Origin of the sequence: Acinetobacter sp. ANC 4204, assembly GCF_002135205.1 — a bacterium.
In the GTDB taxonomy this organism is placed as follows: domain Bacteria; phylum Pseudomonadota; class Gammaproteobacteria; order Pseudomonadales; family Moraxellaceae; genus Acinetobacter.
In genome coordinates this window covers 174339-198710 of the sequence record NZ_NEFZ01000003.1, presented here as the reverse complement: position 1 = coordinate 198710, position 24372 = coordinate 174339, and the positions used below count along the sequence as shown (strand labels likewise).

Here is a 24372-nt window from a genome sequence, read left to right as displayed (position 1 = left end):
CGACATTGTGCATACCTGTTAGGCTAAGGTCTAATTTTTTGAAAAAATGTGGGTATAAGCTTTTCTGATGATTTGTAAGTATTTGAAATATATTTGGTAAAATTAAATTGTTGAATAGTTGAACAAAATCATTTGCTCAACTATTGTTCAATATTAAAAATGCTCTACTAGTGTTTGCTTGAGTTTTTCGAGCGGATTGTTGTTTGAAATTTCAACATCTTGCTGAGTATTTAAGGGGAGAGAAATAATTGCTTCGAGTCCACCTTGTTCACGATTATGAATAATCAATTCGCCTTGATGAATATCCACAATTCGCTTCACAATCGCGAGACCTAAGCCACTACCTTGTACGGTTCGGGCTTCATTACCACGGACAAAAGGTTGCATGAGCTCTTCAATTTGGTCTTCTGGGATCCCTTCGCCATGATCCGCTACGCTAATTAAAATGTGTTCATTTTCAAGTGTTGCGGAGAGTTCAATAGGTTCAGCACCATAACGTTTTGAATTATTGATGAGATTACCGATTAGGCGTTTGAGAGATAAACTGCGTGCTTGAATAATGGGGAGTTCTGTTGCGTCAAAACGAATATCTAGAGGTTTGAACTGCACCACCAATTCTTGTAACAACATATTTAAATCGGTGTCTTGGATTTCCTCATCTGAACCGTCGCGCATATAGGAAATGAACTGATTTAAGATCGCATCCATGTCCTCGACATCATAAATCAGACCTTCTTTTAAAAAATCATCATCAGGCATCATTTCTGCACTGAGTCGGATGCGGGTCAATGGTGTACGTAAGTCGTGGGAAATCCCTGCCAACATAATTCGACGGTCACGTTCAGTTTGATCTAAGGTATAGATCATGTGGTTAAAAGCCTGATTGACCTCACGGATTTCTTGTGGCCCATGGTTGGTCTCGAGATAAGGGGCTTTTCCTGTCTTACTGTAATTATTGGCAGCATTTTGCAGTCGACGTAGCGGGCGGTTAAGTTGGCGAACAAGGGTTAAAATAATGGCCGCTGCAATCAGGGGAACACCAAGTAACCAGCCAAAAATCAGCTCTGGACTATAGTTGGCATAGGTTTTGAGTGGTTCACGTACCCAGTTACCATTCATTTCTGGGGTTTGAATCCAAATCCGCGGACTGGGCTTAAATTGAAAATAAACTGTAGCATGTTCTACATTCAGCTCTTTGGCGAGCTTGGCTTCAATTTGGTTGGTAAAGAATTCAGCAATCACCTTGTCTTTGACATTTGGATATTCTTTGGGGTTGGTAACGTATTCAATGCCCACCCGACTTCTTAGCCAGTCATCGACATCAACTTCCGCATCTTTATGATAAATACGCAAATCAGGGTTGTTTAGTATTTCTAATTCAACCGCAAGATAGCGGGCGTGTTGTTGAATTTCAGGTAGATATAAAGTTCGCCAAAAGAACCACAAGGACATAAATAAGCTAAAGAACACCACAAACAACACCAGCACAGTGGTGCGCATGGCAGCAGAGCGTGGCTTAATTTTGTCGAGAAACCGTTCCCAACGCGTGCGCTTTCTCTCTGAGTAAGCTTCGTAATCTGTAAATTTTTGAGGGTCGATGGGTTCGAGTTTCACGTGATTTCCTGTTTCTATGTAAGTGACATAGTTCAATGGTGACAGGTATGCGATACGCGAAAAGTCATCTGCAATTGTTCGAGGCAGGAGCTCTGAATGTTATAAAGTTTCTGCGAGTATGATGTTGAAATGCAGAAATATGCCGAGTTTTGCAGATGGCAATGGTTTTGCTTACTTTTGTCGAAACAAAAGTAAGGCGAACCGCAGGTTAATCGATAAAGTTGAGCTTAATTTTAGGACTCCGTCGTGCCTATTATTGCTACTCAGCTTTAAAAGACCAAAGCCGTATTTTTCAGTTTTGAATTATTCCGCGCCATCTGGAACAAAGACATAACCCACACCCCAAACGGTTTGGATATAACGCGCACGAGCAGGGTTTTCTTCTACCAGACGACGTAGGCGAGATACTTGAACATCAATCGAACGTTCCATTGCACCCCATTCACGGCCACGCGCAAGGTTCATCAATTTGTCGCGAGTCAAAGGCTCACGTGGGTGTTGTACCAAGGCTTTCAGTACCGCAAACTCACCTGTAGTTAAAGTCACGACTTGACCTTCACGCGTTAGGGTACGTGTTGATAAATCAAGTGACCATGGACCAAAGCTGACCACTTCCATTTGTTGGCTTGGTGCGCCTGGAACTTCACGGACTTGGCGGCGTAATACAGCGCGAATACGTGCTAATAACTCATTTGGATTAAATGGTTTCGGTAAGTAGTCATCTGCACCTGCTTCTAGACCTGCAATACGGTCTGAATCACTGCCACGTGCGGTTAGCATGATGATAGGTGTGTCAATATTGGATTGGCGTAGACGACGACAGATACTTAAGCCATCTTCTACAGGGAGCATGAAGTCGAGCACAATCAGTGAAAACAGTTCGCGCTGTAAGAGACGATCCATTTGGGTCGCGTCATGCGCTGTTTTTACCACAAAGCCTTTATCTTCTAAAAAGCGTTGGAGTAGCGTACGTAAACGTACATCGTCATCTACCACTAAAATGCGTTCAACGCGATCGGCGTCGTTATGTACGGCATCTGTTTTTTCAGCAGGTACAACTAAACTCATTGAAGTGCTCCTTTATTCTTTATTGTCATCGTAAACAAAAGTCGGGGTAGTCTTGAGTATACGACTCATTTGTATGTCTTTACTATGCTCTAAAGCAACAAATATTGCAGGTAAAATCAAGACATAGATACCAAATGTATACATCTTAGCCCATAGAAAAACATGGCAAAGAATGACTAAAAATAAGATTTAACACTGAAAATAATATGGATTTATGAAATTTGCCCGAAATATGTCACATTTAAGCGGTGAAATTCATAAAACAGTTGTGGATTTTATAGTCTTGGTCTTTATAATCATGGCTTTTAGTACATATCCTTGTGGGATCACATACGATGACTGACTTAGTTCAGCAGTTGGCAAAAGAAATTGCCGTACGTCCAAATCAAATCGAGGCTGCCATCAAGTTGATTGATGAAGGTGCTAGCGTTCCATTTATTGCGCGTTACCGTAAAGAAGTCACGCAAGGCTTGGACGATGCGCAGTTACGTCAGCTCGATACACGTTTGGCTTATTTGCGTGATTTATTTGAACGTCGCGAAAAGGTAATCGAATCATTAAAAGAACAAGATAAATTGTCTGATGATTTGTTGGCACGTGTAAATGCTGCTGAAACTAAAAATGCCTTAGAAGAAATTTACGCACCGTACCGTCCAAAACGGACCAGTAAATCATTTAAAGCTAAAGAAGCAGGCTTGGGCCCGATTGCAGAAAAAATCTTTGCAGAAGCGGTTGATCCTGCTGAAGCATTGGCAGGCTTTAGCCATGAAGATTATCCAGATCTAGAAAGTCAGTTGGATGCGATTCAACATATTTTAATTGATGACTGGGCGCAGAATATTGCACTGACAACTGAACTTAAAGCAATGTTTGCAAAAACAGCCACTTTAAAAAGTTTAGTGGCAAGTGATGAGAAGAAAGAAGTTGGCAAAAAATTCCGCGATTACTTCGATTTTTCTGAAAATTTAAACAAAGTCCCATCACACCGTTTATTGGCGATGTTACGTGGTCGTCAAGAAAACGTTTTAGGTTTAAAAGTTGATGGCGAAGATGATGCACCATTGGCGCGTATTGAAACAGAATACAGCCTTGAAACTGCACAGCCACAAGCGCGTCAAGATTACTTAAAGCAAACGGCAAAATTGTTCTGGTTAGGCAAGGTTCGTCCAAGCATCGAACACTCGTTGCTCACCGAAAAACGTCTCGCAGCTGAATCTGAAGCAATGGATGTTTTCGCTGAAAATTTACGTCATTTATTGTTGTCTGCACCTGCGGGTGCACGTACAACCTTAGGTGTAGACCCTGGCATCCGTACAGGGGTGAAATTGGCTGTGGTGAATGCATCAGGTGATGTACTTGCACATAGTACGGTTTATCCATTTGCACCTAAAGAAGATAAAGCAGGTTCAATTGCAGAACTGGCGCGTTTATGTCGCGAGTTCAATGTTGACCTGATTGCCATTGGCAATGGTACAGCAAGCCGTGAAACAGAAAGCGTTGTGGCTGAAATGATGGCTGCAAACAGTGATTTAAAACTGACCCGTGTTTCAGTATCAGAAGCGGGTGCATCAGTTTATTCAGCATCTGAATTGGCATCTGCGGAGCTACCAGAGCTAGATGTGTCGATTCGTGGTGCTGTGTCGATTGCACGTCGTTTACAAGACCCATTGGCTGAGCTGGTAAAAATTGATCCAAAGTCGATTGGTGTAGGTCAGTACCAACATGATGTGAACCAAACTGGTTTGGCAAAAACGCTTGAAGCGGTGGTTGAAGACTGTGTGAACTCGGTGGGGGTGGATGTTAATACTGCATCATCTGCTATTTTGGGTTATATCGCAGGTTTGAATAAGTCGATTGCACAGCAAATTGTCGATTTCCGCAAAGAAAATGGTCGTTTTGACAACCGCCAAGATTTGAAGAAAGTGCCACGTTTAGGCGAGCGTACTTTTGAACAAGCGGCAGGTTTCTTACGTATTCAAGATGGTTCAGAGCCATTGGATGCTTCTGCAGTTCACCCAGAGTCTTATGCATTGGTTGCTAAAATTGTTGAAGCGAAAGCGACAACAGTGAAAGACATCATTGGTAACTCTGAAATTATTCGCCAAGTGAATGCAGAAGAATTTACAGATGAGAAATTTGGTCTACCAACCATTCAAGATGTACTGTCTGAACTGGAAAAACCAGGTCGGGATCCGCGTCCAGAGTTCCGTACCGCAAAATTCCGTGAAGACATTACGGAAGTAGCGCAGCTAGCAGAAGGCATGCAGCTTGAAGGTGTTGTGACCAATGTGACGAACTTCGGTGCTTTTGTGGATGTGGGTGTACACCAAGACGGTTTGGTCCATATTTCAGAATTGGCGAATGAATTTGTTGCAGATCCGCATAAAGTGGCGAAACCAGGTCAAATTGTGCAAGTGCGTGTACTCAGTGTAGATGCGGAGCGTAATCGTGTGAATTTGTCGATGCGCCCTGAAGGTGCTGATGCGCCTAAAGCTCCACGTCAACCACGCCGTGAAAATGCAGAGCGTAGTGAACGTAAACCACAAGGTAAACGTCCACAACAAGCACGTCCGCAAGGCGAGCGCACTCAAACAAACAAGAAGCCACAAGCGACTAAACCTCAAGAAAATAAAATTGGTGGTTTAGGTGCATTGTTGCTTCAAGCGGGGATTAAAGGTTCTAAATAATCTTTAATGTTTAAATAAAAAACCTCCCAAGTGGGAGGTTTTTTTATGGTTTCTTTTATCCGTTGATGATTGGCACGATCCAACTGGTGATGATTAGCATAATGCCAAAATGCCCTAGCTTTCGACATACTTTGACAAAAGTCGGTGCAGGTTGTTCTAGTCTCGTCGCATAATCTTTCAGGCTCATAGCTTGCGTGCTACGACTATGCCAAAGGAAAACAGCAAGGTCGATACAGATCAGAATTGTGCCGACATTGGCCACGACATCCATCATCACATAATCTTGTAAATACAGGCTGCTGCCTACGCGGTAGCTGAGGTAAATCGCAAAGGCGATACATACGTATTGCAGGACGAAAGAAAAAGTGCGCATAGACTCACAAAACAAAAAATGACGGCTGTTTATAACACAAAATGTGAGATTGCATCGTCATCTTTATTTTTGTCTATAAAAAATAGTGGGTCTCTAGTTTATTACACTTTGAGCAAGTAGCCCTGAAAGCGTCGATATCAGCCCTATTTTTAATAAAATATTGCTATATAAACGAGACGGTGGGGGAGTTTTTACTGGTGTAGAGTCTGTGTGATTTTTATTGTTTAAATGAGAGCTTGAGCATTGGGCAGTGAGTCGGCTACTGAAAGCAAGTTCGATCAAAATCATCATTAGCCCACCATAAACCATAACTTGCCAAATTGAATGATCAGGAAGGCGAAGTTCTATATATAGATTAAAAGCCATAAGTGAGGCAAAAATGAAACAAAAGAGTTTGAAAATATAAAGTGCCTGCATTTTTATCTCCTTTTCTTCTTATTTTTATATTGGATTTTATTTCTTAACGATCTGTTAAAACTTGCAAAATGTGCAAACCCAGCCTTTCAATGAAAAGCTGGGTCATGATCAGGAAACTTACCAGTGTTCACCTGGGAATAAGCGTGCATACGCTTTTTGTACCCAGTTGAGTTTTTGTGGCTCACCTACCGATGCGCTAGAGCTTGGGAATAAGTTATAGCCAATCGACATGAGTTTGTTGTTGATATCTGGTGCAATTGAATAAGTGATAGATGCCAAACGACCGAGGTTGGTTGCGACTTTCTTCGGACGCTTCACAATCGCGTACGCGACTAAATCTGCTGCTTGTTCAGGTGAAAGCGTGGGTACGTACTTATAAATTTTTGTTGGTGCAATCATCGGTGTGCGGACTAAAGGCATATACACTGACGTAATCGCAATTTTATGTGAATGTACTTCGGCTGAGAGACAACGGCTGAACGCATCCAAAGCAGCTTTAGATGCTACATACGCTGAGAAACGGGTAGCATTTGCCAATACACCAATTGAGCTAATGTTAATAATATGACCATCACGACGAATCATCATTTGTGGCAAGATGTTCATCACTAAACGCACAGCACCAAAGTAGTTGAGCTGCATGGTGCGTTCAAAATCATGAAAGCGCTCTGTTGACTCATGTACCGCGCGACGAATTGAGCGTCCTGCGTTGTTAATCAAAATATCAATATGATCTACTGAAGCTAAAATTTGTTTAGAAACTTCATCAATGGAATCTAAATCATTTAAGTCACAAGGGAAAACCGTAGCTGAACCACCTTTGGCTTCGATATCTGCTTTGACTTCTTCTAAGGTTTCTTTGGTGCGTGAAACTAATAGTACATGTGCGCCTGCATCAGCCAGTTTATGTGCAACTGTTAAACCAATACCACTTGAAGCACCTGTAATTAAGACGGTTTTTCCGTTTACACGTTCTTTAAAAAGTCTATCAATTCTTGAATTCACTTTATCTTTCCTGATCTAAATAGAATATTTGAGGGTTATGGCTGTTTTTGTATTCGATTATTTATGCTGGATTTTTGGACCAATGCAGCTGCTTTCCTTAACAATATGATACCTAAACTGCTTCAAAATATCACGGCATAAGTTATTGAATTAATAAATAATTTTAGAGTAAAAACTCTATTTTGCTTATTCTAATAATTAACTTTTATCACGAATCAAAATGAAATTAAAGGGCTATAAATATAAAAGAGCTGTATAAAAAATCTCAATCATGTGATTGAGGCTTTTATTTTGTAGGATGCATTTCAGACTTGGGCTAAGGCTTGCTCTAAATCTGCAATTAAATCATCAATATGTTCAATCCCTATGGATAGGCGCACCATATCGGTACTCACGCCTGCTGATAGCAGTTCCGCTTCATTCAACTGACGATGCGTGGTCGTTGCAGGGTGGCACGCTAAACTTTTGGCATCCCCAATATTAACTAAGCGTGTAAACAGTTGTAGGGCATCAATAAAACGTGTCCCACCTTCAAGGCCATCTTGTACCCCAAAAGATAAAATTGCGGAAGGCTGCCCTTTGACATATTTTTGTGCCAAACCATGCTGAGGGTGATCTTTCAATCCAGCATAGTTAACCCATTTTACTTTGGGATGGGCTTGTAAATATTCTGCGACTTTCTGCGCATTGAAGATGTGACGTTCCATACGCAAGTTGAGTGTTTCTAAGCCTTGCAGAATCAGGAACACACTGAGTGGGCTAATCGCAGCGCCAGTATTGCGCAATGGAACGACACGAGCGCGAGCAATATAGGCTGCTTCGCCCAAAGCTTCAACATAGTTCACGCCGTGATAACTTGGGTCGGGTGTATTCAGCACTTTAAAGCGCTCAGGATATTTGCCCCAAGGAAACTTGCCACTATCAACAATCGCACCGCCAATCGAATTGCCATGTCCACCAATATATTTAGTGAGCGAGTGAATCACGATGTCAGCACCATATTCAAACGGTTTAAGCAAAGCAGGGGTTGCAACCGTATTATCGACCACTACAGGTACTCCATATTCGTGGGCGATTTTGGCAATTGCTTCTAGGTCGATAATATTGCCCAGTGGATTACCAATGGATTCAACAAACACCAACTTGGTTTTTTCATCAATTAAACCACGTAGGGCTTCTGGATCTTGATAATCAAAGAAGCGTACCTCAATGCCTTGTTTCGGCAGAGTGTGGGCAAACAGGTTATAAGTGCCACCGTACAAGGTCGATACTGAAGCAATGTTGTCACCTGCTTCAGCAATGGTTTGAATAGCATAAGTAATGGCAGCCATGCCCGAAGCCAAAGCCAAAGCTCCAATACCTCCCTCGAGTGCAGCTAAACGCTGTTCGAGCACCGCAGTGGTTGGATTCATAATACGGGTATAAATATTGCCTTGGACTTTCAGGTCAAATAGGTCAGCGCCGTGTTGCGTATTATCAAAGGCATACGAGGTCGTTTGGTAAATCGGCACAGCCACAGCTTTAGTGGTTGCCTCAGGATTATAACCAGCATGGATAGCCAAAGTTTCGTCTTTATAGGTCATGTGACTTCATCTGCGTGAGTTAAATATTACACAGTCTACCATTAATGAATATAAGTGAAATTGCAAAAAAATATGAATGTTTATCTAAAATTTTCATAATGAAGTGTAAGTTTTAACTTGGTAAGCATATAAAAACTGCTGAAAACAAGCGTTTAAAAAACACTCGAACTGAAAGTTGTAACATTGCATTGAAGATCGGTTTAATGCCTTATTTTTTCAGCGCATTCATCGTATAATGCCCCAAAATATTTTTCGCTGTTTTGCGATTTTTTGGTTTTCTATTGAGGAGTCCTGCGTGGCCCAATATATTTATACGATGAACCGAGTGTCTAAGATGGTTCCGCCTAAGCGCGAAATCTTGAAAGACATCTCTTTGTCATTTTTCCCGGGTGCAAAAATTGGTGTGCTTGGTTTAAACGGTGCAGGTAAATCGACCTTGCTTCGTATTATGGCTGGCGTAGACAAAGATTTCTCTGGTGAAGCTCGTGCGCAACCGGGTATCAAAATCGGCTATTTAGAGCAAGAGCCACCACTCGATCCAAATAAAGATGTTCGCGGTAACGTTGAAGATGGTTTACGTGAACCATTAGATGCTTTGGCACGCTTGGATGAAGTATTTGCTGAATATGCGGCTGAAGACGCAGACTTTGACAAATTGGCAAAAGAGCAAGAAAAATTAGAAGCGATTATTCACTCATGGGATGCACATAACCTGAGTAACCAAATGGATCAAGCTGCTGCAGCATTGAACCTTCCAGCTTGGGATGCAGACGTAACTTTACTATCAGGTGGTGAGCGTCGTCGTGTTGCATTATGTCGTTTGCTTTTATCTAAGCCAGACATGTTGCTTCTAGACGAACCGACGAACCACTTGGATGCAGAGTCTGTATCTTGGTTAGAGCGTTTCTTGAAAGACTTCGCGGGCACGATTGTGGCGATTACGCACGATCGTTATTTCTTGGATAACGTCGCTGAATGGATTCTTGAGCTTGACCGCGGTATGGGCATTCCATATCAAGGCAACTATTCTGCTTGGTTAGAGCAAAAGAATGCACGTTTAGAGCAAGAACAGAAGCAAGAAGAATCTTTTGCTAAAGCATTGAAAAAAGAACTGGAATGGGTTCGTTCAAATGCTAAAGGTCAACAAAAGAAAAACAAAGCACGTATGGAGCGTTTTGAAGAACTTAACTCACGTGAGTTCCAACAGCGTAATGAAACGTCTGAAATCTATATTCCACCTGGTCCGCGTCTAGGCAATAAAGTGGTTGAAGTCGAAGGCATCAGCAAATCATTTGATGGTCGCGTACTCTACGAAAACTTAAGCTTTACCGTACCACCTACAGCAATTGTGGGTATTGTGGGTCCAAACGGTGCGGGTAAAACCACACTGTTCCGTATGATGACGGGTGAACAACAGCCTGATACAGGTACGGTGACACTAGGTGAGTCGGTTAAAGTTGCTTATGTGGGTCAGATCCGTGATACTTTGGATAACAACAAAACCGTTTGGGAAGAAGTTTCTGGCGGTTTGGATATCCTAAGAATTGGCGAATACGAAATTGCATCACGTGCTTATATTGGCCGTTTTAACTTTAAAGGCCAAGATCAGCAAAAACGTGTAGGTGAATTGTCAGGTGGTGAGCGTAACCGTTTACAACTGGCGAAAATCCTGCAAATGGGCGCTAATGTCATCTTACTGGATGAGCCATCGAACGATTTGGATATCGAAACTTTACGTGCACTTGAGGATGCAATTCTTGTATTCCCAGGCACGGTAATGGTGGTATCGCATGACCGTTGGTTCCTTGACCGTATTGCAACACATATCTTGTCGTTTGAGAACGAACAGCCTGAGTTTTATGAAGGCAACTATGCTGAGTATGAAGCATACCGCTTGGCTCGTTTAGGTGAAGATGCTGTACAAAAACGTACTAAATACAAGAAAATTGGCGGTTAATACTGTCGTTAGCCAATAAAAAAAACCAGCCTTCGGGCTGGTTTTTTTATGTTTGTTAATTGTTTTCTAAGGTGTTTTAGAGGCATTCACTTGTAAGCTGATAATGCTGTAATACTGATTTTTAGGTTTTGCTTTGGCATCGACCTTTTCGCTCACTTCAATCAAGTATTGTCCAGCCTGTTCAAAAGTGAGCGTGGCATTGCCTTGTGCATCAACAGGTGTGCTTTTTGCTTGCTGTTCAAGCTCACCTTGAGCGCGAACCATAAGCTCTGCATGCGCAAGAGCTTTGCCTGCTTGCGTAATTTGCAGTTGTACAGGTTGCTGTACATTGATTTGGTTGGGATGGATTTTAAAGCTGACTTGAATTGGGGCTGGTGTTACAGCGACAGGTGAGGTGCTGTCCTTGCTGACATAGCTTTGAATGCTCCATTCACGAACCGTAGAGACCTTGCTTGGCACTTTACCTTTAAAGTCACTTGGAATGACATAGTCACGCTCACTCAGAGCAGGAACTTTGTCTGCTGCTACATCGGCAAAAATTTTCCACTGACGATTGTGCTGTACGTAATCAATTGGATACGAAGTCTTTGCGAAAATGGTATAGGTACCCTTTTCAGGAAGTTTGAGATCAAACGTTGCTGCTGAGTCTAAATTTTTTACGGGTTGAACGGTACTTTGAGTTTGGTTGGGCTGAAAAACAGTGAAGGATGTATCTTTTAAAGCGTATTCAGGATGAAAAGCTTGTTCTGCATAAGCACTGAGAACAGGAACTTGGGTATTCTCTGTGAGATAGGCTAAGGGTGCGACATAGGGTTCATGGGCTTGAGTCGCAGTGCTTAGAGCAAGCGCACAAAAGAGCATATTTCTCATGGCAATAAAGTTCCGAATAAAATCAAAAAGTGGGTTGATTATATCGAGAAAAAATACCATTTGATAATAATTATTATTTATAATTTGCCTGAAGAAAAAGGAGAGCTTGGCCTCTCCTTGATCTGCTGATATTAAGAGGGGATTTAAATTTCCCACTCATGGTCGCATTCGCGGCATTTCCATTTTTTTTGGGATTGCATAAAGCCTTGCATCGAAATTTTAAAATCTGGAAGATCTCGGTAAAACAAGAAACCCGCAACTACACATACGATAAACACGACAACCGTTGCAATTTGAAGTGTTGAGCCCGCACCATCCCCAAAGATCCACATTGCAATGCTAATTAACACCAGAAGTAATAACACAAAGATAGCAGGGATTAGAAAAACTAAACTTTTAGGCACAACTGGACGTGCTGCTGGAGCGCCTGCTTGAGCAACAGGCATAATTTTTGGACTTTGGCATTGAGGACAGCGGTATTGCATGACGACTCCGAAATTCTAATCTATGTTGTATTCTAATCGGATTAGTACAGAAAGCCAAAAAAAGCGTTGGAATGGATGGCTAAGAAATTTCAGGCAATAAAAAACCCAAGTCATTATGCTTGGGTTTTTTATCAGATGTTGCCATCTTAAATATGGCGTCCCTACGGGGATTCGAACCCCGGTTACCGCCGTGAAAGGGCGATGTCCTAGGCCTCTAGACGATAGGGACTTATTGAGGCATCACGTTGAGTGGTTAACACCGTCTCTCTGTGTGAGCGCTATATTAGGGATATAACGTTCATGCGTCAACTAAAAAATCAATTAAGCGTTATCAACTGCATCATTTTTCGGCAATTTTAAGCTTTCATTCAGTTTTTCCCATACTTTTGCTTCTTTTTTGCTTGGACCGCCTACAATTTCAAGCGCATGACGTAAGCGCGCGAAGGTTAAGTCAGGACCGATGGTGACCATGGTTTGCATCACAGGGGTTGAAGCAGTCGAACCTGCAATCGCAATAAAGAACGCTGGCATAAAGTCACGCAGCTTAATCTCCATCTGGGTGGCTAAGTCCATCAATGTTTGGCTTACTGTATCATTGTTCCACGTAAACATGCTTTCTAAGCGCCAAATCGCAAATTGAAGGCTCTGACGAACTTGCTCTTCGGTCAACTTTTTGCTTTCAAACTGTTCTTTGCTCAGTGCGGGGAACTGATTAAAGTAGTGCGCAGACCAGTTTACGGCTTCTGAAAGTAAGTTGATCCGCGGTTGAATCGCTGCTGCGATGTCTTCGAGCATCTTGCGGTCAGATTTCCATGCCAGTAGTGTATCTAATAGTTCAGCTGGGCTTAAGCCTTTGATCCATTGACCATTGAGCCAATTGAGTTTTTCTACATCAAAAATTGGGCCACCTAAAGAAACACGGTGAATATCAAAATGCTCAATCATCTCAGCCAGATTGAACTTTTCACGTTCATCTGGCATTGACCAGCCCATACGACCTAAATAGTTCAATAGGGCTTCTGGCAAGACACCAATGTTTTTATAGTACGTGATTGATGTTGGATTTTTACGTTTTGACAATTTTGACTTGTCTGGGTTACGTAGCAAAGGCATATGACCCAGTACAGGCATTTCCCAGCCAAAATATTGGTAAAGGAGCTGGTGTTTCGGTGCAGAAGGCAACCATTCTTCACCGCGGAACACGTGAGTAATTTGCATGAGATGGTCATCGACCACATTGGCAAGGTGATAGGTTGGCAAGCCATCTGTTTTCAATAAAACTTGCATGTCCACTTGTGCCCAAGGAATTTCTACTTCACCACGTAGCAAGTCATTGACTGTACAAATCCCTTCTTCAGGTACTTTCATTCGAATCACATGTGGCTCACCTGCAGCAAGTCTGCTTTGAACTTCTTCGGCAGATAGTTTTAAACCACGACCATCATACTTTGGTGTTTCACCACGGGCTTGCTGTTCAGCACGCATTTGATCAAGTTCTTCGCTTGTTGCAAAGCAGTAAAATGCATGACCTTTCTCAACCAAATCAAGAGCATATTGTTTATAGATATGCATTCGCTCAGACTGGCGATATGGTGCATGTGGACCACCGATGTCTGGACCTTCTGACCAATTCAGGCCTAACCAACGAAGAGAGTCTAAAATCATTTTTTCAGATTCAGGTGTTGAACGCAGTTGGTCGGTATCTTCGATACGTAGAATAAATTCACCACCGTGTTGCTTGGCATAGCATAAGTTAAATAATGCGATATACGCTGTGCCCACATGTGGGAAGCCTGTTGGAGAGGGAGCAATACGAGTACGAACAGTCATGGCCAATAATGATTCAGAATGTAAATTGAGGTCTATTATAACGAAAAAGCCCGACCACTTAATGCTTAATTCAACATTCCGTGATCAGACTTTTAATCGGCAAGATCATCGCTTGAGAGAGGCGCTGATGTGATGCTTTTTTATTTAGAGGAAGAGCGATTGCACAAAACGACTGAAGCGTTGGTTTTGTGTAGCAAAGAAATTTTGTGTCGGTGCAACTTTAATTGAGGTCATGATTTTTAAATCAGTATCCGTCAATGTGTTTTTTTCACCACTTTTTTGTTGGCTGAGCGCTTTCTCAATCAACGATGTTTTTTCAGCAGGCATTGCAACTTTATCGTTGTTTTGAATTGCGGCACTGTGTCCTATTTGGCTCATACATGCCAAGCCGATACTTAAAGTAACGCTGTGTAAAAATGTTGCTTTCATGTCCTTATTCCCCCTCTCAACATGGTATTAGAACAGATTTTTATTAAAAGTCTTTTTCAATCTAGTTTCAATTTAACCAGTTTTACCAATAAAAAAGTGTAACTGTGTCACAAAATTTACAAAAATATAAAGAAAGTTTGGTTAAATTGACATTTCTAAATAGAAAATACAAATCGTTTGGCTTTTTGTACCAAACAAGTGTGGAGATAACATGAAGATTTCAAAATTTTAAGTGCGTAAATCAGTGTTTGCTCCGCGATGATTATGAGAAAAAGTATAGAGCTTAGTCATTCAAAAGATATCTTTTTATTCGATTTTGAAGTCATAATTAATTATAACTAGATGATTGTATTGATTTTTTGTTGTTTATATAGTGGGAAAATTCACTAAGAGTATAAAGCAATGAAAAAAATATTAGCGACATCTGTTTTTGTGTTACTGGGGGGCTGGGCTGCAACGACGTATGCAGCAAAAGATTTCTTAAATGTGTCTTATGATCCGACTCGTGAGTTCTATCAAGAATATAACCAAGCTTTTGGGCAATATTGGAAAACCCGAACAGGTCAGGAGGTAAACTTTAAGCAGTCGCATGGTGGTTCTGGCAAGCAAGCACGGGCGGTTGCAACCGGGCTACAAGCTGATGTAGTGACTTTAGCATTGGCCAATGATATTGATGAAATCGTCAATACGGGACAAATTGATAAAAACTGGCAAAAAGAATTTCCAAATAACTCTGCTCCTTATACTTCAACCATTGTGTTTTTGGTACGTAAAGGTAATCCAAAGCACATTAAAGATTGGAATGATTTAACCAAGCCAGATGTTGAAATTATTACCCCTAATCCCAAAACGGGAGGGGCTCCACGCTGGATTTATTTATCAGCTTGGGGTTATGCATTGAAACAGCCAGGTGGAAATGATGCCAAAGCCAAAGAGTTGGTCAAAAAGCTGTATCAAAATGTCAAAGTACTGGATTCAGGCGCACGCGGTTCATTAACCACATTCGCTGAGCGGGGGATTGGCGATGTGCTTTTGTCTTGGGAAAATGAGGCTTTACTGGCAACGCAAGGTTTGGGTAAAGACAAATACGATATTGTTTACCCGTCTATTTCGATTCTTGCTGAGCCATCAGTTGCGATTGTGGACAAAACCGTCGACAAAAATGGCAATCGGAATTTGGCCAAAGGCTATTTAAATTATTTGTATTCGCCTAAAGGGCAAGAGTTGGCTGCGAAGCATTTTTTCCGCCCGCGAAATAAACAGGTCGCGAATAAATATATTGCACAATTTCCAAAACAAAAAACATTTAATATTAATGATGTCTTTGGTGGATGGGCTAAAGCGCAAAAGACCCATTTTGTGAATGGTGCGATTTTTGATCAAATTTATACTGAAAAATAAGTAGTTTAGCTTAATAAATGAATGTTTGATCAGTGAAAGTGAATAGCTATATATTCACTTTCTGCATATTTAAAGCATAAAAATCTATTTAATTAGAAGAAATAAAGAGTGGATTATTATTTTGAATAAAAACAGTGGATTAACCCTGTTTAAATTAAAGGTCGCAACAATTTAATCATTAAACACGAATTGTGGTTTGTGATTTTGTTTCATATATTTAGCATAATTTTAGATATTTAATTTAATGCTGCTATGAAAACCCATTTAAAATTTATTCTGACTGCTGCCTTATTCGCATCAGGCCTGACATTGAGTGTTACTTCAGCACAAGCTGCGGATCGTACTATGCTCAATGTATCTTATGATGCAACACGTGAGTTTTATGATGAATTTAATCAGTCTTTTGCTGCTTACTGGCAAAGTCGTACAGGACAAACGGTCGAGTTTAAACAGTCACATGGTGGTTCAGGTAAGCAAGCACGTTCGGTGGTGGATGGTTTAAAAGGCGATGTAGTGACTTTGGCTTTGGCCAATGATATTGATGAAATCGTGAAGTCTGGTCAAATTCAACCAGGCTGGCAAAAAGAGTTTCCAAATAACTCGGCACCTTATACATCGACCATTGTATTTATGGTGCGTAAAGGTAACCCGAAAAAAATTAAAGACTGGTCGGATTTAACCAAGCCTGGTGTACAAATTATTACGCCAAATCCAAAAACAGGCGGATTGCCACGGTGGGTGTATTTGTCCGCTTGGGGTTATGCATTGAAACAACCTGGTGGTAATGACACCAAAGCGAAAGAGTTTGTCAGTAAAATGTACCGTAATGTAAAAGTCATGGATTCTGCAGCACGTGCTTCAATGACGACATTTGCGGAACGTCGCATAGGTGATGTGTTATTGACGTGGGAAAATGAAGCCTTAGTGACACAAAAAACATTAGGTAAAGACCAATTCGAGATTATTTATCCTTCGATCTCGATTTTAACTGAGCCTTCTGTCGCAATCGTAGATAAGACCGTTGAGAAAAATGGCAATAAGTGGTTAGCCAAAGGTTATATTAACTATTTATATTCACCGATCGGTCAGGAAATGGCTGCGAAATATTTTTACCGTCCGCGTAATGCTGCGATTTTAGAAAAATATAAAGCGCAATTCCCACCCTTACAAACTTTCACCATTGATGAGGTTTTTGGGGGCTGGGCGAAAGCGCAACAGACTCACTTTGTGAATGGGGCAATTTACGATCAGATCTCAAATAACCGTAAATGAGTTAGGCTCGCTTTGCCGATGATGTTTAAAAAGTCTCCTACGGGAGGCTTTTTTTATGACGGTGGCTGTTTTGAAACGGTTTTGTCTATGAAAAGTAATATTTCCGTACAAAAAGTCGTTTGGAGCTTTGTTAAAACAAGGTAATAATGTGCAGTTACATTTTTCCTTCCGATCGTATTGAGTCTTTATGTCGCATATTTCTGTATTACTTCACGAAACTGTTGATGCTTTGGTAGCAGATCGCAATACAGGAATTTTCATTGATGGCACGTTTGGTCGTGGCGGACATACCCGTTTATTGTTATCTAAACTGGATGAAAATGCGCGTGTCTATGGCTTTGATAAAGACCCACAAGCACTGGAAACAGCGGCTATTTTAGAACAAGAAGATCCACGTTTTAAAATTATTCATGCCAGCTTTGCTGACCTGAAATATGAGCTCGAAGCACGTGGGATTGGCTTGGTTGATGGAGTCATGGCAGATTTGGGTGTGTCTTCACCGCAGCTTGATCAGGCGGAGCGTGGCTTTAGTTTTATGAAAGATGGTCCGCTTGATATGCGTATGGACAACTCGCAAGGTCCAACGGCAGCGCAGTGGTTGGTGAATATTGAAGAAGAAGCCTTAGCCAATGTTATTTTCCAATATGGCGAAGAGCGTTATAGCCGACGTATTGCGAAAGCTATCAAGGCTGCAGGGTTGATTGAAACTACAGCTCAACTGGCCGAGATTGTGAAAGTGGCACACCCGAAATGGGAAAAAAATAAACATGCTGCAACCCGAACTTTTCAGGCCATTCGTATTGCCATTAATAAAGAATTAGAAGATATTGAAGTTTTTCTACCGCAGGCGGTAGATGTGTTAAAGCCGAATGGTCGTTTGGCGGTCATTAGCTTCCATTCACTAGAAGATCGCTTAATTAAACAATTTATTCAAAAAGAGTCGACACTTGAAGAAGATTTGGGCTGGGGCATGCCACAACAACGCGTAGATACGCGTCGTTTAAAGAAAGTATCACGTGTGAAAGCAAGTGATGCCGAAGTGAAAGCCAACCCACGTTCACGTAGTGCATGGCTTAGAGTTGCAGAACGCTTAGTAGCAAAAGGCGAATAATGAAAACTGAAGTCGTTGAAAAAACTCCAACAAAGTTAAAGTTTAAGAAGTTCATTGCTTATGCCATTTTATTGGTGCTGGTGTTTATCAGTGCCATGATGGTGGTCTTACAAGTTTTTGAATATCGACATGACTATCGTGAAATGAGCTCTTTTATGCGAGAGCGCGATGACCTGAATGCAGAATGGGGGCGTTTGTTGATTGAACAGCAAACCTTTGGCGCAACTGCACAAATTGGAACGCGCGCAGTGACACAACTTCGAATGTATTCACCTCCTGCGGCACAAACCGTAGTAATTTCTTTACCCACGACTTCAGAAAATAAAAAATAAGGCCGCTGCAACATGGTAGAAAAGCGTAAACCCACCCGTAAAAAACAGCAAGCGGTGACTGAAAAATCAGCGTTACAGGTTGAGATGTGGCGTTTTTATCTGATGTGGGCAGTGGTTTTAGCCTGCTTCTTTGCTTTGGTCGGACGTGCTTTTTATGTTCAGGTGATTAATACTGAATTTTTACAAAACAAAGCCAATGCCAATATTTTAAGAACTGAAAAAATTAAGGCCATGCGTGGCGTAATTTATGACCGTCATGGTGTACCTTTGGCGATCAGTACACCAATTATGAAAGTGGTGATTGATCCTCGTGATTATTTTGATAATAAAAAGTTATTTGATGAAATCACCGCTGAATTAGCCAATGATCCGCATAATCGTAAATTGAAACGTCAATTGCCTGATAAAAATTTAAATTTAGATGAGTTGGCTGATGCTGTTGGCATGGATCGGGCCGAGTTAAAGCAAAAGTTGAACGAGCGCCCTCGCTCACGGTATTTGGTTTTGCAAAAAGAAGTCCCGCCACAGCAGGCAGAGCTGATTATGAAGCGAGGCTTCCAAGGGGTGTACACCGAAAAGAACTACAAGCGCTATTATCCTCAGCCCCAGCCGAATGCACAGATTATTGGTTTGACCAACAGTGAAGGTTCAGGCATTGAAGGTCTGGAAATGCAGCTCAACCAACGTCTTTCAGGTATTGATGGTGAACAGCAAGTCGTTCGTGACAAAAAAGGCAATCGCTTTAAAGATCCAGAAGTAATCAAAGAAGTTGAGCCAGGGGAAAATATTACCCTCAGTATAGATTCGCGTTTGCAGTACATCATGTACCGTGAGTTGACTGCTGCGGGTGTAGCGAACAATGCCCGTTCTGCAACAGCCATCGCGGTGGATGTAAAAACGGGTGAAATTTTAGCGATGACGTCATGGCCATCGTATAACCCGAATGATAAAAATAGTTTATCGAATAAAGATGCCATGCGTAACCGTGGAGCGGTTGACTCTTTTGAACCAGGTTCAACCATGAAACCTTTAACCATTTCTATGGCTTTGGAAAGTGGAAAATATCAACCTAATACCGTGGTGAATACTACTCCAGGTTCGATGCGGGTCGGCAACCATACCATTCGTGATACGCATAACTATGGCCCATTGACTTTGGGTGGCATTATTCAAAAGTCCTCGAACGTCGGTGTGGCAAAAATTGCGCTTTCACTCCCTTATTCAACTTTGCCAACGTTTTATAAGCGTTTGGGCTTTGGTCAACGTTCGGCAGTGAAATTTCCGGGTGAAAGTGGTGGTCTAATCTTACCACCAAGTAAATGGAATGTTTCCGAAGTTGCAACAATGGCTTATGGCTATGGCTTGAATGCCACTGTGCTGCAAATGGTGGATGCTTATGCCATGTTGGCAAACAAAGGGGTAAAAATGCCTTTGAGTTTGTATAAGTTGGATGCACCACCTCAAGGTGAGCAAATGATTGATCCAAAAATTGCGGATCAAGTCTTGCTGATGATGGAAACTGCAACCTTGCCAGGTGGTACAGCGACTCGTGCGACCATTCCGGGCTACCGTGTAGGTGGTAAAACAGGTACAGCACATAAATTACGTGCTGACCGTAAAGGTTACTCAACCAACGAATATCGTGCGCTTTTTGCTGGCGTTGCACCTGTGAGTGATCCGCGTTTGGCGATGGTGGTCGTGGTTGAAAACCCACAAGGCACTTACTATGGTGGTACTGTATCGGCACCTGTGTTTGCCCGTGTTATGCAAGAATCCTTGCGTTTAATGAACGTTCCTTTAGATAAACCCTTAGATTCTCCCGAAATCAAGAGATAGGTGATGAATGTCTATTACATTTCAACAACTCTATACCGTTAACTTAACTGCTGAATGGATGACACAGCCATTTCAGGGTTTTGTTCTTGATAGTCGTAAAGTACAGGCAGGACAAATCTTTATTGCCCTGACCTCGTTCTCACAACCTGAAAAGACAGCTCAATTTGCACAAACGGCCTTAGACAAAGGTGCCTTGGCGGTGGTGAGTGAAATTGAACTCGGGCTTGAAAACAGCATTGTAGTGCCGAATGTGCGTCACCTCATGGGAGAGTGGCAGAAACGATATTTGTTGACGTGTCATCCTTTTACGCCTGCGCGGATTTTAGCGGTCACGGGAACCAATGGTAAAACCACGATTTCTCGTTTGGTTGCAGAACTGTTGATGCTCCAAGGTAAATCATGTGCGGTGATGGGAACCACAGGCAATGGTATTTTGCCGAATCTAGAAGCCTCTTCACATACCACATTAGATGCTGTGCATTTACAAAATGCGCTATATACCTATGCGACTCAAGGTGCGGAATTTGCTTCTATTGAGGCTTCTTCACATGGTTTAGAGCAAGGCCGTTTAGCGGGTTGTGAAATTGAAATTGCAGCCTATAGCAATTTAAGTCGTGATCATTTGGACTATCACGGCACACTTGAGGCTTATGCCGAAGCCAAATCTCGCTTGTTTCAATTTCCGTCATTGAAGGTCGCTGTGATCAATCTGGATGATGAGCACGCTGGGGTCATGATGCAAGCCGCGCAAAATAATCCAGCTCAACCAAAAATATTGACTTACTCAACTACCCAGCCTGCCGATTATCAGGTGAAGAATATTCAATATAGCCTGACAGGTGCAAATTTTAGCTTGTGTACGGAATATGCTGAATATCACATACAAAACCCATTACTCGGTCATTTTAATATTGAAAATTTGGTCGCAAGTTTAATTGTGGTGGAACAAGCAGGGTTCGATCTGACCACTGTTGTTGCAACAACAGCACAGCTCAAAGGTGCACCAGGCCGTATGCAAGTGATTCGTGATGATGCGCGCTTGTTTGTAGTTGATTATGCACATACGCCTGATGCTCTGGTGCAAGTTTTAAGCACGTTGAAGCGTCATGTAGAACACCAGCTTTGGGCAGTATTTGGCTGTGGTGGAGACCGTGATCGCGGTAAACGCCCACTCATGACCCAAGCTGCATTAAATGGGGCAGATGTGGTGATGTTAACTTCAGATAATCCACGTACCGAAGATCCTGAGCAAATTTTTTCAGATATGAAAGCAGGCATTGATTTTGCAGATTGCGTGGTGCATGAAATCCGTGATCGTCGTGAGGCAATTAAATTTGCCGTTCAGCATGCCAAAGCGGGTGATATTGTGGTTATTGCAGGCAAGGGTCATGAAAATTATCAAGAAATAGAGGGGGTACGCCATTGGTTTGATGATGTCGTTGAAGTCCAGTCAGCCATTGATACCCAAACCCACACTACAGATTCTGCTTACCCTGCACACTAAGGAAGTCGTATGCATACCTCTACAACAAGCACAGTGCCTTTAATGCCATGGACAGCAGCACAATTGGTCGAAGCAACCCAAGGTTATTGGTTGAACGACAAAGCACCCAATACGGAGATTAAGCGCATTTTGACGGATTCACGTCATGCAGAAGCGGGTGATGCATTTTTGGCACTCAAAGGTGAGCGTTTTGATGCGCATACTTTTATTGCACATGTTACTGAACAAGGTTGCCAAGTTGCCATTGTGAGCCAGCCTATTGATGCAGAGATTTGCCAGTTGGTGGTACCTGATACGCGTTTGGCACTGGGGCAGCTAGGAGCTTACCGCCGTGCACAGTATCCACAGTTAAAAGTGATTGCGCTGACGGGCAGTAGTGGTAAGACCACCACCAAAGAAATGCTAGGCAGTATTTTGTCACGTATAGCACCCACTTTGGTGACACGAGGCAATCTGAATAATGACTTGGGTGTACCAGTCATGTTGCTTGAGCTTCGTCCTGAACATCAATATGCGGTGATGGAGCTAGGGGCAAGTCATCAAGGTGAAATTGATTATACTTCGAACTTGGTCCAACCTTTGGTTGCAGGCATTATCAATATTGGTACAGCACACTTGGGTGAATTCGGTGGACGCGATGGTATCTGCCGTGCCAAGTCTGAGATTTATGCGCATATTACTGCAAATGGTACAGCGATTGTTCCTGCGGCCGATGACTTTGCCGATAGCATTCGCCAAGCTGTACAAACTGAACAGGTGCTCAGTTTTGGTCAAGGTGGTGACATTTTTGCCACTGAGATTGAATTACATGCACAATCGGCAACCTTTAGCCTAAACACACCTCAAGGGGTGCGTCAGGTAGATTTACCGTTTGCTGGGGAACATAATGTTCAAAATGCAACTGCTGCGGCCGCTTTTGCCTTGGCAATTGGTATTGCTTTAGATGATATTGTACTGGGTTTAGAGCAAGCGGTCGGGGCGAAGGGGCGTTTAAACTTTATTCAACAGGGTGCGCATCTGTTTATTGATGATACCTATAATGCCAATCCAACCTCTATGCGTGCCGCTGCCGAAGTACTTGCACAGCAAGATGGTATTCGTGTGATGGTGACGGGTGATATCGGTGAGCTAGGCAGTGCTGCGGCACAGCAACACTATATGTTGGGACGTGATTTGGTTTCGGTGAAAGGGCTGAATTTCGTCGTTGCTGTAGGTGAGTTTGCACCTGCTGCACAAGAAGGTGCACGCAGCACTCAATATGGTAAAAAAATGCAGGCTTTTTTAACTCAAGAGCAGGCATTGCCTTTTTTACATAGTTTAATTGAAACACATCAACCCCAGTCAATGAGTTTCCTCTTTAAAGGTTCTCGTTATACCCATATGGAAACGTTGATGGCTGATTTGATGGAGAAACTCTAAATGTTGTTATGGTTATTTGAACAACTGGCGGGCTACCATAGCTCGTTTCAGGTGGTTCGTTATTTGACATTGCGTTCTTTGCTCAGTGTTTTAACCGCACTGACCATTGGTCTAGTGCTCGGTCCTGTGATGATTCGCAAGTTGCAAGCACTCAAATATGGTCAAGCCGTGAGTTCATATGCTCCTGAAAATCATGCCAAAAAAATGGGCACACCAACTATGGGTGGTGTGTTGATTTTAATGTCGATTGGTATTTCAACACTGTTGTGGGCAGATTTATCCAATCCGTATGTGTGGATCGTCTTGGCAGTGATGGTGATTTTTGGTGCCGTGGGTTGGGCTGATGACTGGATCAAGATTCGCTATAAAGACAATGCGGGTTTACCTGCACGTAAAAAATTCTTTTGGACATCAGTTGCGTCATTAGGGGCAGGTATTGCACTGTATGTGATTGCACAGCAACAGACCAATCCTGTGCATACTGCAAATATGCTGGATTTGCTGATCCCGTTTTTTAAAGATTTAAGTATTCCTTTGTCGGTGATTCCACTGGGGATTGGTTTCATCATTTTCACCTATTTGGTGATTAATGGTGCTTCTAATGCTGTAAACCTCACTGATGGTTTGGACGGTTTAGCAATTATGCCCGTGGTGTTGGTTGCTGCGGGTCTGGGGGTATTTGCTTATTTGGCTGGCGATGTGCGGTTTGCCAATTATTTACATATTCCTTATGTGCGCTTTGCTTCAGAGTTGGTAGTGATTTGTGCTGCGATGATTGGTGCAGGTTTAGCTTTCCTTTGGTTTAATGCACATCCTGCACAGGTCTTCATGGGTGATGTGGGTGCATTATCATTGGGTGCAATGCTCGGTACAATCGCTGTAATGGTTCGTCAGGAAATTGTCTTTGCCATTATGGCTGGTGTGTTCTTGGTGGAAGCCATTTCAGTCTTCTTACAAATTGGTTCACTCAGAATGCGCAATAAGCGGGTATTTCTGATGGCACCTTTACACCATCATTATGAGAAAAAAGGCTGGCGTGAAACTCAAGTGGTGATTCGCTTCTGGATTATCACAATTATGCTGGTAGTTTTAGGGCTAATGACCTTAAAATTGCGCTAAGCAAAAGGATGAAAACAGTCGGCATTTGCCGGCTTTTTTTATGCCTGAGGTAATGTCTTG

General features: G+C 42.2%; 20 protein-coding genes and 1 tRNA gene. 10 read left to right on the top strand and 11 right to left on the bottom strand.

The features are described from left to right. Positions 1–153: 153 nt before the first annotated feature. Together B9T36_RS08495 and ompR are read right to left on the bottom strand one after the other, a co-directional pair. Positions 154–1614, bottom strand: coding sequence for an ATP-binding protein (locus B9T36_RS08495; protein WP_086209066.1), 1461 nt, complete (start codon positions 1612–1614; stop codon positions 154–156). A gap of 303 nt (positions 1615–1917) precedes the next feature. Further along, positions 1918–2682: a two-component system response regulator OmpR gene (gene ompR / locus B9T36_RS08490; protein WP_086209065.1), complete on the bottom strand. Its 765-nt coding sequence runs from the start codon at positions 2680–2682 to the stop codon at positions 1918–1920. Between the two features lie 335 nt (positions 2683–3017). Here ompR and B9T36_RS08485 point away from each other — a divergent pair, with 335 nt between their 5' ends. Then, positions 3018–5369 carry a Tex family protein gene (locus B9T36_RS08485; protein WP_086209064.1) on the top strand — a complete coding sequence of 784 codons (2352 nt, stop codon included), beginning with the start codon at positions 3018–3020 and terminating at the stop codon, positions 5367–5369. A 55-nt stretch (positions 5370–5424) separates the two neighbouring features. On the opposite strand, the gene B9T36_RS08480 is transcribed toward B9T36_RS08485, so the two are convergent. From B9T36_RS08480 to B9T36_RS08465, 4 genes are all read right to left on the bottom strand, one after another. Then, positions 5425–5742, bottom strand: a complete 318-nt coding sequence (locus tag B9T36_RS08480) for a hypothetical protein (protein WP_086209063.1) — start codon at positions 5740–5742, stop codon at positions 5425–5427. 93 nt (positions 5743–5835) lie between these two features. Then, on the bottom strand, positions 5836–6159 hold the full coding sequence (locus B9T36_RS08475; protein WP_086209062.1) for a hypothetical protein: 324 nt from the start codon (positions 6157–6159) through the stop codon (positions 5836–5838). Between the two features lie 117 nt (positions 6160–6276). Further along, positions 6277–7164, bottom strand: coding sequence for an SDR family NAD(P)-dependent oxidoreductase (locus tag B9T36_RS08470; RefSeq protein WP_086209061.1), 888 nt, complete (start codon positions 7162–7164; stop codon positions 6277–6279). A gap of 305 nt (positions 7165–7469) precedes the next feature. Next, a complete protein-coding gene (locus tag B9T36_RS08465) occupies positions 7470–8747 on the bottom strand; it encodes an O-acetylhomoserine aminocarboxypropyltransferase/cysteine synthase family protein (protein WP_086209060.1) in 1278 nt (425 codons plus the stop codon). A gap of 295 nt (positions 8748–9042) precedes the next feature. On the opposite strand from B9T36_RS08465, the gene ettA reads away from it, so the two are divergent. Beyond that, positions 9043–10704: an energy-dependent translational throttle protein EttA gene (gene ettA, locus B9T36_RS08460; RefSeq protein ID WP_086209193.1), complete on the top strand. Its 1662-nt coding sequence runs from the start codon at positions 9043–9045 to the stop codon at positions 10702–10704. 66 nt (positions 10705–10770) lie between these two features. On the opposite strand, the gene B9T36_RS08455 is transcribed toward ettA, so the two are convergent. The 5 genes from B9T36_RS08455 to B9T36_RS08435 form a co-directional block, all read right to left on the bottom strand. Further along, positions 10771–11574 (bottom strand): DUF4198 domain-containing protein, encoded by an 804-nt coding sequence (locus B9T36_RS08455; protein ID WP_086209192.1) that lies wholly within the window; start codon positions 11572–11574, stop codon positions 10771–10773. Between the two features lie 143 nt (positions 11575–11717). Then, positions 11718–12059 carry a hypothetical protein gene (locus tag B9T36_RS08450; protein ID WP_086209059.1) on the bottom strand — a complete coding sequence of 114 codons (342 nt, stop codon included), beginning with the start codon at positions 12057–12059 and terminating at the stop codon, positions 11718–11720. A 153-nt stretch (positions 12060–12212) separates the two neighbouring features. Then, positions 12213–12288, bottom strand: a tRNA-Glu gene (locus tag B9T36_RS08445). 92 nt (positions 12289–12380) lie between these two features. Next, positions 12381–13889, bottom strand: a complete 1509-nt coding sequence (gltX, locus tag B9T36_RS08440) for a glutamate--tRNA ligase (RefSeq protein WP_086209058.1) — start codon at positions 13887–13889, stop codon at positions 12381–12383. A 144-nt stretch (positions 13890–14033) separates the two neighbouring features. Beyond that, the gene (locus B9T36_RS08435) at positions 14034–14318 is read right to left on the bottom strand and encodes a hypothetical protein (protein ID WP_086209057.1); all 285 of its coding nucleotides are present in this window, start codon (positions 14316–14318) and stop codon (positions 14034–14036) included. Positions 14319–14720: 402 nt separating this feature from the next. Between B9T36_RS08435 and B9T36_RS08430 the strand changes: the two genes are divergently transcribed. The 8 genes from B9T36_RS08430 (at position 14721) to mraY (ending at position 24312) form a co-directional block, all read left to right on the top strand. After that, entirely contained in the window at positions 14721–15719 is a 999-nt protein-coding gene (locus B9T36_RS08430) for a sulfate ABC transporter substrate-binding protein (protein WP_086209056.1), read from the top strand. Positions 15720–15971: 252 nt separating this feature from the next. Continuing rightward, a complete protein-coding gene (locus B9T36_RS08425) occupies positions 15972–16991 on the top strand; it encodes a sulfate ABC transporter substrate-binding protein (protein WP_086209055.1) in 1020 nt (339 codons plus the stop codon). Positions 16992–17178: 187 nt separating this feature from the next. Next, a complete protein-coding gene (rsmH, locus tag B9T36_RS08420) occupies positions 17179–18102 on the top strand; it encodes a 16S rRNA (cytosine(1402)-N(4))-methyltransferase RsmH (protein ID WP_086209054.1) in 924 nt (307 codons plus the stop codon). Beyond that, on the top strand, positions 18102–18434 hold the full coding sequence (gene ftsL, locus B9T36_RS08415; protein ID WP_086209053.1) for a cell division protein FtsL: 333 nt from the start codon (positions 18102–18104) through the stop codon (positions 18432–18434). The genes rsmH and ftsL overlap by 1 nt, the downstream gene beginning before the upstream one ends. Before the next feature lie 12 nt (positions 18435–18446). Continuing rightward, a complete protein-coding gene (gene ftsI, locus B9T36_RS08410) occupies positions 18447–20270 on the top strand; it encodes a penicillin-binding protein PBP3 (protein ID WP_086209052.1) in 1824 nt (607 codons plus the stop codon). Positions 20271–20277: 7 nt separating this feature from the next. Further along, the gene (locus B9T36_RS08405) at positions 20278–21774 is read left to right on the top strand and encodes a UDP-N-acetylmuramoyl-L-alanyl-D-glutamate--2,6-diaminopimelate ligase (protein WP_086209051.1); all 1497 of its coding nucleotides are present in this window, start codon (positions 20278–20280) and stop codon (positions 21772–21774) included. A 9-nt stretch (positions 21775–21783) separates the two neighbouring features. Then, positions 21784–23193 carry a UDP-N-acetylmuramoyl-tripeptide--D-alanyl-D-alanine ligase gene (locus tag B9T36_RS08400; protein WP_086209050.1) on the top strand — a complete coding sequence of 470 codons (1410 nt, stop codon included), beginning with the start codon at positions 21784–21786 and terminating at the stop codon, positions 23191–23193. After that, positions 23194–24312, top strand: coding sequence for a phospho-N-acetylmuramoyl-pentapeptide-transferase (gene mraY / locus B9T36_RS08395; RefSeq protein ID WP_058870423.1), 1119 nt, complete (start codon positions 23194–23196; stop codon positions 24310–24312). The last annotated feature ends 60 nt before the right edge of the window (positions 24313–24372 follow it).

What these genes read in the sequence shown, in the direction of transcription:
- ompR (WP_086209065.1), bottom strand. Translation starts at nt 2,682, where the DNA reads ATGAGTTTAGTTGTACCTGCTGAAAAAACAGATGCCGTACATAACGAC.
- B9T36_RS08485 (WP_086209064.1), top strand. Translation starts at nt 3,018, where the DNA reads ATGACTGACTTAGTTCAGCAGTTGGCAAAAGAAATTGCCGTACGTCCA.
- B9T36_RS08480 (WP_086209063.1), bottom strand. Translation starts at nt 5,742, where the DNA reads ATGCGCACTTTTTCTTTCGTCCTGCAATACGTATGTATCGCCTTTGCG.
- B9T36_RS08475 (WP_086209062.1), bottom strand. Translation starts at nt 6,159, where the DNA reads ATGCAGGCACTTTATATTTTCAAACTCTTTTGTTTCATTTTTGCCTCA.
- B9T36_RS08465 (WP_086209060.1), bottom strand. Translation starts at nt 8,747, where the DNA reads ATGACCTATAAAGACGAAACTTTGGCTATCCATGCTGGTTATAATCCT.
- B9T36_RS08455 (WP_086209192.1), bottom strand. Translation starts at nt 11,574, where the DNA reads ATGAGAAATATGCTCTTTTGTGCGCTTGCTCTAAGCACTGCGACTCAA.
- B9T36_RS08450 (WP_086209059.1), bottom strand. Translation starts at nt 12,059, where the DNA reads ATGCAATACCGCTGTCCTCAATGCCAAAGTCCAAAAATTATGCCTGTT.
- gltX (WP_086209058.1), bottom strand. Translation starts at nt 13,889, where the DNA reads ATGACTGTTCGTACTCGTATTGCTCCCTCTCCAACAGGCTTCCCACAT.
- B9T36_RS08435 (WP_086209057.1), bottom strand. Translation starts at nt 14,318, where the DNA reads ATGAAAGCAACATTTTTACACAGCGTTACTTTAAGTATCGGCTTGGCA.
- B9T36_RS08430 (WP_086209056.1), top strand. Translation starts at nt 14,721, where the DNA reads ATGAAAAAAATATTAGCGACATCTGTTTTTGTGTTACTGGGGGGCTGG.
- B9T36_RS08425 (WP_086209055.1), top strand. Translation starts at nt 15,972, where the DNA reads ATGAAAACCCATTTAAAATTTATTCTGACTGCTGCCTTATTCGCATCA.
- rsmH (WP_086209054.1), top strand. Translation starts at nt 17,179, where the DNA reads ATGTCGCATATTTCTGTATTACTTCACGAAACTGTTGATGCTTTGGTA.
- ftsL (WP_086209053.1), top strand. Translation starts at nt 18,102, where the DNA reads ATGAAAACTGAAGTCGTTGAAAAAACTCCAACAAAGTTAAAGTTTAAG.
- ftsI (WP_086209052.1), top strand. Translation starts at nt 18,447, where the DNA reads ATGGTAGAAAAGCGTAAACCCACCCGTAAAAAACAGCAAGCGGTGACT.
- B9T36_RS08405 (WP_086209051.1), top strand. Translation starts at nt 20,278, where the DNA reads ATGTCTATTACATTTCAACAACTCTATACCGTTAACTTAACTGCTGAA.
- B9T36_RS08400 (WP_086209050.1), top strand. Translation starts at nt 21,784, where the DNA reads ATGCATACCTCTACAACAAGCACAGTGCCTTTAATGCCATGGACAGCA.
- mraY (WP_058870423.1), top strand. Translation starts at nt 23,194, where the DNA reads ATGTTGTTATGGTTATTTGAACAACTGGCGGGCTACCATAGCTCGTTT.